Source organism: Candidatus Tisiphia endosymbiont of Ceraclea dissimilis, from assembly GCF_964030735.1.
Taxonomy (GTDB): Bacteria; Pseudomonadota; Alphaproteobacteria; order Rickettsiales; family Rickettsiaceae; genus Tisiphia.
Window position 1 is genome coordinate 1,148,858 of sequence record NZ_OZ034917.1, and the last position, 13,856, is coordinate 1,162,713.

The 13,856-nt window shown below is 35.3% G+C and carries 8 protein-coding genes; 7 read left to right on the top strand and 1 reads right to left on the bottom strand.

Translation table 11 applies throughout. The annotated features are described in order from the left end of the window. Nucleotides 1–257 precede the first annotated feature (257 nt). Nucleotides 258–6,485 carry an autotransporter domain-containing protein gene (locus ACQH1V_RS05505; protein ID WP_425360117.1) on the bottom strand — a complete coding sequence of 2,076 codons (6,228 nt, stop codon included), beginning with the start codon at nt 6,483–6,485 and terminating at the stop codon, nt 258–260. Between the two features lie 892 nt (nt 6,486–7,377). On the opposite strand from ACQH1V_RS05505, the gene ACQH1V_RS05510 reads away from it, so the two are divergent. The 7 genes from ACQH1V_RS05510 to xth all read left to right on the top strand — a co-directional run bounded on the left by ACQH1V_RS05510 (nt 7,378) and on the right by xth (nt 13,457). Next, a complete protein-coding gene (locus ACQH1V_RS05510) occupies nt 7,378–8,547 on the top strand; it encodes a mechanosensitive ion channel family protein (RefSeq protein WP_239832673.1) in 1,170 nt (389 codons plus the stop codon). Nucleotides 8,548–8,561: 14 nt separating this feature from the next. Further along, complete coding sequence (locus ACQH1V_RS05515) at nt 8,562–9,272, top strand: class II aldolase/adducin family protein (RefSeq protein WP_425360118.1); 711 nt, start codon at nt 8,562–8,564, stop codon at nt 9,270–9,272. Nucleotides 9,273–9,360: 88 nt separating this feature from the next. Further along, on the top strand, nt 9,361–9,690 hold the full coding sequence (locus tag ACQH1V_RS05520; RefSeq protein ID WP_425360119.1) for an AAA family ATPase: 330 nt from the start codon (nt 9,361–9,363) through the stop codon (nt 9,688–9,690). 41 nt (nt 9,691–9,731) lie between these two features. Beyond that, nucleotides 9,732–11,210, top strand: a complete 1,479-nt coding sequence (locus ACQH1V_RS05525) for an AAA family ATPase (RefSeq protein ID WP_425360120.1) — start codon at nt 9,732–9,734, stop codon at nt 11,208–11,210. Nucleotides 11,211–11,225: 15 nt separating this feature from the next. Next, nucleotides 11,226–11,366: a hypothetical protein gene (locus tag ACQH1V_RS05530; protein ID WP_425360121.1), complete on the top strand. Its 141-nt coding sequence runs from the start codon at nt 11,226–11,228 to the stop codon at nt 11,364–11,366. 230 nt (nt 11,367–11,596) lie between these two features. Further along, on the top strand, nt 11,597–12,592 hold the full coding sequence (obgE, locus tag ACQH1V_RS05535; RefSeq protein ID WP_094649319.1) for a GTPase ObgE: 996 nt from the start codon (nt 11,597–11,599) through the stop codon (nt 12,590–12,592). A gap of 49 nt (nt 12,593–12,641) precedes the next feature. Next, nucleotides 12,642–13,457, top strand: a complete 816-nt coding sequence (gene xth, locus ACQH1V_RS05540; protein WP_425360122.1) for an exodeoxyribonuclease III — start codon at nt 12,642–12,644, stop codon at nt 13,455–13,457. Nucleotides 13,458–13,856 lie beyond the last annotated feature (399 nt).

Consider the following 13,856-nt stretch of genomic DNA (forward strand, 5'->3'; position numbering starts at 1 on the left):
AAAAAAGGTTAAAGTACAAGATGTCATTGCGAGGAGGTCGCCAGACCGACGAAGCAATCCATTTTGTGATTACTTTCTGGATTACTTCGTTGGCTCATGCCTCCTCGCAATGACGGCTTGAGGACGTAAAATCCCAACTGTTGTGGATGTCACCCCGGCTTAACTCAGTGTCACCCCTGCGTAAGCAGGGGTCTAGATTCCCGCCATTGCTAAGAATGACAATGAAGCATAGAGACACTACCCAATTTTAAAGCTTTCTAGAAATTCACTTTAATCTTCAAACTACCTTGATGACCAATATATTTGCTAGCAATGTGGGCATTATAGGTAACACCATATTCCATCATATTGTGTTTGGCAGTTAAGCCAGTACCAACATTAAAGAAGACCCTATCAGGTTTAACTAATTTTGTTGGTAATGCTTTATCTATTCCACCTAACCTTGCATCAATTACTGGTGATTTTCCTTTGAAGTCATAATTAACATAACCATGCACTTCTGGTATTAATAGTAATTGGTCAAGTTGGATGTTTGCCTCAGTTCTCAGCCCAAAAATACCTTCAAATTTATTGTACGATCTCTTTTTAACAACTAAGTTTTGACAGGTTGTACCAGTTTCCGTATGACCATCATCCATAAATTGCGAATATCTAAACCCAATAGCTGGGGTAATAGTCAATTGTTCAGAAGCTTGATAATTATATCCAGTAACTAGCTGCCCACCATAAGAAGTAGATTTATATTTAGCAACAGCTTTTTCTATAGCAGTAACACTTGCCGATTCAGCTGAGATTAGGCGTCCTTCTAAGTTTTTAACATTAGTTATGCCATATGATGCTATGCTTTCAGCAAACCAATTATCTGCAAATTTATATACACCATATAAAGAGAAGATATTAGTTTGCCCGTTAGTTCTATCACCACTTTTCTGATTTTTATGAGACATTTTGGTATTAATTAGGCTATAGGCTGCCCCAACTAGCAAGTTATCATTTACTAAACCATCAAAGCCGACGATTAAGCCCGCCGATTTCATGTTATAACCACTAACTCCTTGCTGCATTTTTTGGTTAGCGGTAGAATAAAACGGACTACCCCATACTCCATACATTACCTTATCATCATCACCAGCTCCTACAGTTGCTGTTCTTCCAGCAACTTGAGTAGCAGCAACAGCAACTTGACTCATCAATGTCATTACTGCAGCCGTTGAATTCATAGGGCTTTGTCCGATTAAATTTTCGTTACCAGGTAATAATCTGTTAGTCGCTAAATCTTGATTTTTGCTATCCATAGAACCATATTGGCTCAGAAACTTAGCCGCATCACTATCTCCATTAAACTCAACCTGAAGCAACTGTTTAATAAACGCTATTTCTTGTGCTGAATTATTTGGTGAGTCAATAACAAATTTCTTTGCTTCTTTCTTTACTTCCTCTATTTTTCCCTTTGTTTCCTTCTTTTCCTTCCCTTCATCATCTTTCTTTCCTTCTTTTTCCTTTAATTTTTCCTTTAATTCTTCCTTAGTAATGTTCTTGGCATGTAAAGTTAGAGTAGTAGGATCAAGACTCCATTCAACAAAGCTGTTTTGTTCCTTTACTGAAACAAGTTTAACTTTGTCTTTATCAATTACAGTATTGTCATCTTTATTAGCTAACGAAATCAGAGTATATTGAGTGTCTTTAGAAATTTTGCTACTATCAGATCGGGCTGTTATGTTTACATCCAATCTGTCTAGTTGTGATATATCTAATTTACCCTGAATTTCTATATTACCACCTGCCTTTTTTAAGCTGTCATAGAAAGTGTCCAGCTGTAGCGTTCCTGTTAGTATAGCATTACCAACATATTTTAATTTATTAGTCCCAAGATCTATAGTTAAATCTTTAGCGGTTAAATCACCAGCAATAGTTTGATTTCCAGGCAAGCTAATTATCTTAGCTTGACTTGCTTCAATGCTAGCAAACTTAATGTCTTTTTCTAATAATACATACTTATTAGCAAAACTTACAGAGGATGTTGAATCTACTTTTCCTTTAAACCAGACATTATCTGCTAATGTCACCTGTCCATCCTTAATTGGAGCTTTAACCAAGGCGGCATTCTCAAATTTTATCTCGGACGATGGTTTAGCATCTATATTGTCCGAATCAATTAGCGTATAATAGCTAAACTCTTTTGATAGTCTTGGTAATTCAACTCCCTTTATATTTATTGTTGGCACAGCTATAGTTCTTTTTTCAACACCAGCAAAAGTTGCAGTTTTATCAGCACTAATTGTTATTTTCTTGGAGTAAATATCAGCTCTTACCGTTGAATTATTATCAAAAATTACATCAGCCAATCTAAATTTATCTGCCCCTAGATTGCCATAAGCAACGCTATTCTCTGCCTTGAATATTACTTTACCACTATTATTCTTTTCGGTCAATATATCGGAATAGAAATTTTTACTATTGATAGTGATTGTGTGATCACCTAGTAATTTAATATCTACGTTAGCAGCAATATCATTTGTTCCAGTGCTACAATCTGCACCTAATGCCAGACTATAGAAATTATTGCCTGTTGTTGTAATACCATTAATAGTACTTGCTGTTTTTAAGGTTAAAGTTGCACTCTTAGCACTAGAGAAGATAATATTTTGAGCAGAAACTTTTTTGACAGCTTCTACATCTGCTCCGGCTATTTCCAGAATAGTATCATTATCTATTGGGCTATCAATAACAATCTTGTCTTTATTACTAAATTTAACCGTACCTTTTCCCTTAATCTCATGAGCCTTCAAATCTTTAGCAATATCAGCCATTGCCTTATTTGCTATCACGAGATCGTTATTAGAATTAATTGCCCCACCAAATGTCACAGTGCCAGCTTTAATTTGGATACTACCAACCGGGTTGGCATTTGTTCCGACGTCACTATCAATGCTGCCATTACCTGCGAATATTAAATTAACTGCGTTTCCAGCAGTCAAGTTAATGCCACCTTTTAAATTAAAGTCATTAGCAAAAGTTAAACTGCCGTGTACACCATTACCCTGGATTTCTTTAATGTTATAATTACCAGTAGCTAAGTTTACATCACCTGCCCCGGCTTTTAACGTTTTTAAGTTTAAGTTAGTAGCAGTTAGTTCCCCCTCTCCTAAAAACTCTAAAGTTGCATTACTACTATTTCTTATAGCACCAACAATTTTTCGAGTATTTGCCAGCTTAATTGTACCTGCTCTATTAGCAAAATCCACATTACCTCCAATATCCTGAGTGGTAGTTAATTGACCATCACCAGTAAAAGCTACATTAGTCAATACACCATCAACGGTACTATCACCAGCATTAACAGTCACAAGCCCTGTAATGTTACCAGTTACACGACCATCGGCTTTAAAAATCACTCCACCTGTAACATTACCCTTTAAGGTACCAGCCTTAGCAAATACAACATCACCATTAACACCGTTCGTTGTTATCTCAGCATTTCCAGTTGTATTTAATGTTATAGTCTTAGCATATATGGCGGGGACGACCTCAATATTCCCATTACCAGAAAAATTTACTCCTTTTAGCTTACGACCCACAATACCTAAAGTTTTAGCTGCTCCGTCAATCTTTAATATTTTGTTATTAGCACCAGAATTAAACTCAACTACACCCATATTATTACCACCTGGGTCTAGATTATTGAGCAAAGTTATAGTTCTATCTGCATTAGCATTACTATTCCGTAACGTTAACTGAGACTGTTCATGCAAGAAATGAATTTGATCAGCAGCATTAGGTAAAATATTAACAGGACCATGCTTTGTATCAATTATGTAATTTGCTGAACCATTCGCAGCGGATCCAATATTGACATTAGCAATCTGGGCTGAGGTGGCACTTTCATCAGTAAATTCTGCACCATTGATAATGTTTAATACAGGAATATGTTGTATATCAAGTGCATCAACATCGCCTGCAATAGTCACCTTACCACGAATTTCTAATTCTTGTAGCGAGTTAGCAGCATTTGCCCCAAGGGTTTTTCCACCTACAGATTTTAGAGTTAAAGTATTACCACCATCACCATGCATTAATACTACCCCACCAGGAGCAGTAAGAGCACCCGCAGGACCAACTCCTCCTGTTAAGTTATTAGCAAAGGTTATGGTTCTGTCAGCAACACCATCATTATATAACGTCAATACTGAATGTGCATGCAAGAAGTTGATTTGATCCACACCATTTGTAAGGAGAGCAACGTTAGCATCCGAGGCATCTATGGTTAGAACACCAACATTACCACCATTAGCAGCAGTACCAATATTTATGATATTAATTTCTCCAATATCTGCATTTATAGCCTTGAGGTTACCCCGAACATTTAAAGTACCATTAGCACCACCATCTATTGTTGAATTGAATATTTTAGGGTCAGCCACTGGACCATTAAATGTTAGCGTTCCTCCCGCATTAAAATCAACTTTACCTACAGCTCCAACCTCGCCAAAATTACCAGTAATTTCTACTTCATTAGCGGTAACAAAGTTAAGTTCTTTAGTAAAAACATTTCTCTCTAATTTAATAACTTTACCACCAGCACCATTAGCTACACCTATATCAATCCCGGCTAAAGCAACACCAGCAATACCAATATTTCCAGTTACTTTACCACCTCCTTCAAAGATTAATGTTCCTTTACCATCAGCAGCTGTAGTGATAGCTCCAGTAATGTTTTTACCATCTTCCAACTTAATTACAGAACCATCAATAAGTTTAGTTTCCTTAGCAAAAACATGATCCTTTAACGTAACTGTTCCTCTTATATTTACTTCTTTTAAAGCCTTAATATCAGCACCTATTGCTCCGTTAGCAGTACCATTTCCTAAAAAGGTTAATGTTCCTGCACCATCAACATCCGTAGTGATAATACCGTCGATTGTTTTGTCATTTTCCAAATTCAACTTGCCATCAGCCATAAACACCACATTACCTTCAATCCCACCATGAGCAGTAACATTAGCGGTGTTATTAAAGGAGAAAGTAGTGGCTTTGGCTGCATTACCAACGTGCCGTAAGTGTACTTCACCAGGTCCATTGAATTGCACTGTCTTTAAAGCATTATTCTCACCAATCCTCCCTGTCACTTCACCAGCTCCTAGAAATAATAATACACCATTAGCAGCACCAGTATTATCAACATTACCACCGATTGTTTTGTCATTTTCCAAATTCAACTTGCCATCAGCCATAAACACCACATTACCTTCAATCCCACCATGAGCAGTAACATTAGCGGTGTTATTAAAGGAGAAAGTAGTGGCTTTGGCTGCATTACCAACGTGCCGTAAGTGTACTTCACCAGGTCCATTGAATTGCACTGTCTTTAAAGCATTATTCTCACCAATCCTCCCTGTCACTTCACCAGCTCCTAGAAATAATAATACACCATTAGCAGCACCAGTATTATCAACATTACCACCGATTGTTTGACCACCTGTCAGAATAATTGTACCTGCCTTACCAGCAAAATCTACATCACCACCAATCCTACCACCAACAGTTAATTGACCAGCATTAGCAAAAGTCACATTACCTGTAACCGCACCAACACTAGCATTGCCAGCACCAACAGTTACACTACCACCTACGTTACCAGCCATACCAGCACCAGCACCAAAAATCACATTACCATTTACGTTACCAACCATACCAGCACCAGCACCAAAAGTCGCATCACCATTTACGTTACCATTTAACGTACCACCACCATCACCAAAAGTCACATCACCTGTAACATTAGGTGTTTTTAAGGTACCACCATTAGCACCAAAAGTCACGCTACCAGTCAAATCATTATCAGCGGTAACATTAGCATCCGCATGGTTAATATTGAAAATCAAGGCATTATTAAGTGCTCCTTTCAATTTCACATTACCAGCTCCAGTAAAATCAACACTTGCTAAAGCCTTACCAATCTCACCGATATTTCCAGTTACTTCACCAGCTCCTTCAAAGATTAACGCACCCTTCGTATCAATAAGCGTAGTGATAGCATTATTGATAGTGGCACCACCTTTTAGCTTGAGTGTAGAGCCAATTCCTTCAAGAGTTGTAATCCCTAATCCTGTATGACCGTTTCCACCTAATGTTAATGTATTACCGGCATTAATTGTGGCAGTCATAACATTTCCGTTAGCTGCTATAGTCCCTATAGTAATATTATTACCTATTACAGTGCTAGCACCAACATTTGTAACTATTATACCCTCTATTTCAGCAGGGGATGCTCCATCAATTGTAAGGATAAGATTATTCGCATTAAAAATTGCCGAGCCACCAGCATTAGCCAAAACGCCAGTAAGAATGACATTCATATTACCAGCATTAGTAGGATCAATGTCAAAATCACCCAAAGCCACGCTGCTTCCCCCTATGCTTGCTACAACAGAGGCGACTGACACGCTGGTCAGCAAATTTTTTAAGAATTTTTGTTTTTTAACCATAATTTAACCTATTCTTATTAAAAAAATAATTTGTTATTTACTCACCTTACGCATAAACCCCACAACTGTTGAAAGTTAGAAGGTAAAGCGGGTTTCAGATAGGTTTTCTGTCATTGCGAGACCACGCAAGTAGGTCGTGGCAATCCATCTTTGGTTACTTTTCTGGATTGCTTCGTCGACCTACGGTCTTTCTCGCAATGACGCCAAGCTATTTTCTATATGACTTTTAAATGCCATGCGTAAGGTGAGTTATTTATAATATGCCACCCCTGCTAACTCTTAATGTCACCCCTGCTTCGGTGCGGGGTCTAAACCAGATTCCCGCCTACGCGGGAATGACAAAAAAACCGCGGCAATGACAACGAAGCCGTGGCATAGCATTGAGATGTTATATATCAAGTTTAAAATACTATATATAATATTAATACAATATTTTTAATTGTATTATATGTATCATAGTTACTATCTTATGTCAATATATAGGTACGTAGATTATTTTAAGATAATTAAATTATTAATTTATTTATATAACCATGGCAATTTAAAAAGTTGCAGAAAAGTACAAAACGCTATTAGCGAGACCATTACATGGTCGAAGCAATCCACATTCATTAGATTGCTTCGTCGTGCTTTAGCACTCCTCGCAATGACGGTTTTTCAATTATTGTTTTCTTAAACTAACGCTTATGCACAATGACGTGGGGGATGTTGTAAGCCTCATAGGTCATTACGAGAAGGGTGTGAATATTTTTTATAAAATATTCACAATAATACTTAGTGTACATTATAATTGGTGTATATTATACAAATTGGGTAGATAAAAACAATTATTCTTGTCCCGAATTAATGTTATTTATCGTTAACGTAATAGCCATCAGAAAGGTTAGTTTATATGCTAGTACAATATTTATTGGATCTTTATCATAAAGGCAATCAAGAAATTTTAATGTTAATAATTATGATAGTTTCAATCATTCCATTGATTATTTTTATTAAGACAATAATATTTTCAATGCTCAAAAACTATATTAATCAATGGCATCCTGATTATCAGAAAATATTTAAAAAATATTCTATATACACATATTTATTACATACATTACTAGCTTTATACCTTATATTTTGGGATAATATCTTACAGACATTTCCTACTTTATCTTGGATGATTAGCATCAAGAATGTTGCGATAATACTCTATACAGGTAGCTTTGTTACAATGCTAATCCTATCTCTTATCGATGCTTTTGCGGATATTTATCGAAGCAGACTGACAATTTCCATCCAATCATATTTAAGTTTATACACTCAAATATTAAAGATACTTATTATCTCGGTTGCTACCATTATCATTATTTCCAGCATTTTGAATGTTTCTCTTAGTGCATTTTTTACTAGCTTGGGAGCAGCAGCAGCGTTGTTAACCTTTCTATTTAAGGATACGGTTGTGGCTTTGCTAGCAAGCTTACAACTAATTTCGCAAGATATAATACGAATTGGTGATTTTGTTAGTATTAGTCAGTATAATGTTGAAGGTACCGTAGAGAAAATTACTATTACATTAGTTAAAATTAGGAATAATGATCAGACTATTTCAACAATACCGACATCTAGTCTTTTAACGACTAATGTAGTGAACTCACGTGGTATAACTGACTCAATGGCAAAAAGGATTCAGGGAGCAATCTGTATTGACATAAACAGTATTTTGTCGGTTTCGACTATAGCATTTATACAAGAGTTAAAAAAATCACCATATTTGCTAAAGGAAGTAATGGATAAAGTGGATTTGAAACAGCTAGATGATTATGTAACAAATATCAAGATATTTAGGCTATATATAAAAGAATATTTGAAAAATCACCCGATGATCTATCAACAAAATTTTACCTTTCTGGTGCGTCAGTTGACTCCAACCCCTAATGGTCTGCCAATAGAGTTATGTGTCTTTACCCATGAAACGAGAAAGGGGCTATTTGAAGATATCCAATCAGATATTTTTGATCATTTGATGGCGGTGCTACCTGATCTCAAATTAAAAATATTTCAAAATAGTAATAATTAAAACTGGATATAATAATGACTTTAGAAACCAAATTTAATTTAGCTTCTGCCTACCAAATTCTTGCAATTCTGGGCTTCGATGATCATACATATACCCATCTATCTGCAAGACCTAAAGGAGCTGACTATTACTATATTTATCCTTTTGGGTTAAGGTTTGAGGAAGTAACTAGCGATAATTTACTGCAAGTTAGTTTAGATGGAACAATTATAAAGGGCAATGAATATAATTATAGTAAAACCGGCTACGTTACTCACGGTAATATATACAAAGAAAGGTCGGATATTTTATCTATCTTTCATCTGCATACTCCAGCAATTGTTGCTGTATCATCTATGCGAGTAGGATTGATGCCAATAAGTCAGTGGGCACTACATTTTTATCAAAAACTATCTTATCATGAGTATAACTCTCTTATACTGACCTCCAATCAAACTAGTAAAATACTAGACGATCTTGGGCAGAATTATGTTATGTTTCTACGTAATCACGGAATATTAGCCTGTGGCAGGACAATACATGAAGCGATGTTTTATACTTATCATTTAGAGCAAGCATGTAAAACCCAATGTTTAGCATGTTCAACAAATCAAGAGTTAATCATACCATCTCCAGAAACTTGCAAGAAATCAGTGCAAGATTTATTGTCATTTGAGGAAGATTTAGGCAAACGTGACTGGATAGCTTGGCTTAATTTGCTCAAGAAGGCTAGGAAAAATTTTTAACAGGTTTATGGTGAGAAAGCGACACTCTTAAAATTAAATAGCCAGTTTAACTGAGGATGAATATATTTTATAATATAGTGAAATTAATATGACAGTAGAACTTTTTGATAATATATCAACCAAAAAAACTAATATTGTTAAAGATAACAATAAACCACCGAGAATGAGGGTAGGTACTGATGAATTCTATGACCTACTAATTAATAGTGATGTCTTTGTTGATAAAAGCCTAATGGTAAAAGAATTGCTAGAAGATAGTGGTAAGGTTATCCTGATCACTAGACCAAGGCGTTGGGGTAAGAGCTTGAATATGAACATGCTCCATAAATTTTTTGAAATAGAGGTGGATGAGAGAGGTAAGCCTTTACCTGAAGAGGATAGAGTAAATAGTAAGCTATTTATCGGGGGGGGGAAGTAGATTTAGGACTAGTAACAGGTAGAAAGAAGTTACTTAAGAAGTTGAAAATAGCTCAGTACTCAGATGTAATATCTGAGCATCAAGGTCAATTTCCGGTGATTTCCATAAATTTTAAGGATGTTAAAGGCAGTAACTACCAAGAAACTGAGAATGGAATAAAAAATCAAGTAACTAATTTGTTTACAAACCATCGATATTTAAAGCGTTATATAACAACAGATGAAAAATTACTAGATGAGGCACAAAAGGAAAAGTTAAATCGATATTTTACAGGAAAGCTTGATAAGGAAGACTTAAAAGATAGTTTACGGGTTTTGAGTGAAGTATTGTACAAACATTTTGGTCAAAAAGTTTACATATTAATCGATGAATACGATACGCCGATCAATAGTTCATACATTAAGTTTGGTAACAAACCAGAAGAGTTTGAACAGGTACTTGAAATGTTTCGCGGGATGTTTGGCAGTAGTTTAAAAACTAATCCTTATTTAGAAAAAGGGGTAATTACTGGTATATTACGAGTTGCTAAAGCTAATTTATTTTCGGATTTGAATAATGTTCGTGAATATACTCTGCTAGATGAAAAATTTGCTGAGTTTTATGGCTTTACTCAAGCAGAAGTTGATGAGTTATTAACCAAAGTACCACTTGACACAAGTCCTGAAAAAATTAAAGCTTGGTATAATGGCTATAGTTTTGGTGGTGAGGTAATTTATAATCCATGGTCAATTATGTTATGCTTAGATACTAGAGGCAAACTTGATCATTATTGGCTTGATAGTGGGGGGACGTCTCTTGTTGATAAAGCATTATTGTCAGATGGAATGCAGGAAGATTTACAGAGCTTAGCTGCCGGCAAGGCTATTATCTCACCGATTGTCAAACAAATTAGTTTTGCTGATATCAACAAGCCAGTAGGATTATTTAGCTTGTTGTTATTTAGCGGTTATTTAAACCCTGTTGCTAAAAAACCAGAAGAAGATATTTACGAATTGTCGGTACCAAATAAAGAGGTACGATATATATATAATGCCAGAATGCTCCAATGGGTAACTGATCAGTTACAAATCGATCACTCTCGATATTATTCTTTTGCTACTTTGCTGCCGGCAGGTAAAATAGAACAGTTTAAAGAAAGGTTGCAAGAATTATTACTAAACGCTACTAGTTTTTATCAAACTGGTGAGAAAAAAGCCGAGCTATTTTATAGTGGTTTTATGCTAGGTTTGATTAATACCTTAGCTTCCGACTACATAATAGACAGTGAAAGAGAGACTGGTAGCGGTAGGGCGGATATTGTGCTACTACCCAAGATAGGTAAAAGTGACAATGCTATTATTATTGAATATAAAATATGTAAATCTCCTGATATTTTAGAATCTGTTGCCAAAGAAGGGTTAGATCAAATCGTGAAAAAAAAATATGAGGCTAAAATAAAAGAACACTCCCATGTTCAAAAAATCATCAAAATATCTATGGCTTTTTGCGGTAAGGAAGTGGCACTAGAATACCAAATATAGTTAATTGAGAAGAAGTTGGTAGATATAGTCAATTCAGGGGAATTGGGTAGCAGGAGCGATGGAGCGACGCCTATATGTAATAGGAGAGCGACAACGTCACCAACTTCTCATCAATTGACTATAATGGTGTTATTGGTATTTTTTATTGTATATTAAGTAGTTTTTTATTGATTTTTAATCAAGGAAGGCATAAAGTTAGAGTCTGTTTTTTGTTTTTCGGAAAGCTCCTGAGGTTAGAGCGAAACTATCTTCTAACCTTGGTGGCTTGACATTACATAGTATCGTCTTCCAGAAATGCTATTATTTTTCCACATAGTAAATTAGACCTTATATCTTGAAAATGTAGAGTATGATACTCAACTCTTAATAACGTAAAATAATAAATTATGAATTTTATTGATGAAGCTAAAATATATTTAAAAGCGGGTAATGGTGGTGATGGAGCAGTTAGTTTCCATCGAGAGAAATATATTGATATGGGAGGACCTGACGGTGGAGATGGTGGTCGTGGTGGTAGCATTATTTTCAAGAGCAATTCTCACCTTAATACTTTAGTAAATTTTAGGTATAAACTACATTTTAAAGCAGATAATGGTGAAAATGGTAAAGGGTCAAACCGAACTGGTAAATCTAAACCCGCTTTACTCTTACAAGTACCAGTTGGAACACAAATATTTACTGAACATAATGATATTTTACTATATGATTTTACTGCAGATGAACAAATTTTTGAAATAATTAAGGGGGGAAAAGGGGGACTTGGTAATAGCCATTTTAAGTCATCCATTAATCAAGCTCCGCGACGTAGAACTGAAGGTATCGTAGGAGAAGAAATGTGGGTAAATTTACAGCTCAAACTACTTTCAGATGTTGGTCTTATAGGTTTACCTAATGCAGGAAAATCCACTTTTCTTGCAGCAACGACATCAGCCAAGCCTAAAATTGCTGATTATCCATTTACTACACTAAGCCCAAATCTTGGGGTTGTTTATGTGGATGATGAAGAATTTGTGATAGCTGACATCCCAGGCTTAATAGAAGGAGCCCATTTGGGACATGGGCTTGGTGATAAGTTCCTAAAACATATTGAGAGGTGTAATTTATTGATTCATCTGATATCAGCAACAAGTGATAATTTATTGGCTGATTATCAAACTATTAGGAATGAGCTTGAATCATATTCAAACTTATTAAAAAATAAGACAGAAATAATCTGTTTAAATAAGTGCGATGTTTTGTCAGAGGAAGAAGTTCAGGAAAAAATTACCGAGTTACAAAAAATTACTAGTGAAGAAATTTTTGTAGTTTCTGCCTATACAAGAAGTGGATTGAATATGATAATAAAAAAAGCTCTTGAAAACATAAAAAGTACCAGACTATAAAATTAATCTTGTTAGACATTGTGAACAAAATCTAAATGAAGAATCTTCAATGAAAATAGCGACTTGGAATATTAATTCGATAAGAATGAGACTACAACATTTACGTGACTTTTTAACAGAAGTAGATCCCGACATTGTTTTACTACAAGAAATAAAGTGTGAGACTGAGAAATTTCCTTTTGATGAGCTATCGGATTTGGCGTATAACTTATATGTACATGGTCAAAAATCCTATAATGGCGTTGCTATTTTATCAAAATTTCCAGCTGATGAAGTAATAAAAGACTTCCCTACCATTAATTGTCTAGATCAAGCACGACTGATAGAAATCACTGTACAAACCCCAATAGGTTTTTGTAGCATTACTTCATTATATGCCCCTAACGGTTCATTGGTAGGTAGTGATAAATTTGAAATGAAATTAAGATTTTATGACGATTTAACTAATTATTTACAAGCCAAGAAATCTCTTGATACTAAGATAATAATTGGAGGAGATTTTAACATTGCTCCTTTTGATATTGATGTATACTCAGCAAAGGAGTTACAAAATACTACTTGTTTTACTAATGAAGAAAAACAACGATTGAGAATTATTCTAAATTCTGGGTTTGAAGATTTATATAGATTATCAAACCCTACTAAACAAGAATTTTCTTGGTGGGATTATAGAGCAGGTTGTTTTGAGCAAAATAAAGGTATGCGTATTGATATGATACTTGCCTCGAGCAATGTTGCCGATTATTTAGATAATTGCTACATGTATTATAATTTACGAGCTAAAGTTAAACCTTCTGATCATATACCCGTTGTTGCTATCGTCAATTCAGGAGAATTTGGGGCTAGTACTACAGTTGTAGATTGAATGTGAGTGTTCACGGAAAAAAGATTAAAGTATAAGATGTCATTGCGAGGAGGTTGCCAGACCGACGAAGCAATCCAGGAAAGTGATTAGAAATGGATTGCTTCGTTGACCTTACGGTCTCCTCGCAATGACGCTTGGTGATCAGGTTTTTTTATTCATCACAAAAAAATCGTGAATGCTCACATCTAAACTACAACTGTAGTACTAGGAGCGATGGAGCGACGCCTATAAGTAATAGGCGATAATCAAATTTTTTTGCAGAATTTAGTTAACTTACTGTCATACCTGCGTAAGCAGGTATCCAGATTCCCGCCTACGCGGGAATAACAACTTTTCTGTTGGAACAAATGGGCAAATACTATTTGGCTTAACTATATAACAAATTACCAAACAGAAGGA

Coding starts and splice junctions, on each gene's coding strand:
- xth (WP_425360122.1), top strand. CDS start 12,642: ATGAAAATAGCGACTTGGAATATTAATTCGATAAGAATGAGACTACAA.
- obgE (WP_094649319.1), top strand. CDS start 11,597: ATGAATTTTATTGATGAAGCTAAAATATATTTAAAAGCGGGTAATGGT.
- ACQH1V_RS05515 (WP_425360118.1), top strand. CDS start 8,562: ATGACTTTAGAAACCAAATTTAATTTAGCTTCTGCCTACCAAATTCTT.
- ACQH1V_RS05520 (WP_425360119.1), top strand. CDS start 9,361: ATGACAGTAGAACTTTTTGATAATATATCAACCAAAAAAACTAATATT.
- ACQH1V_RS05510 (WP_239832673.1), top strand. CDS start 7,378: ATGCTAGTACAATATTTATTGGATCTTTATCATAAAGGCAATCAAGAA.
- ACQH1V_RS05505 (WP_425360117.1), bottom strand. CDS start 6,485: ATGGTTAAAAAACAAAAATTCTTAAAAAATTTGCTGACCAGCGTGTCA.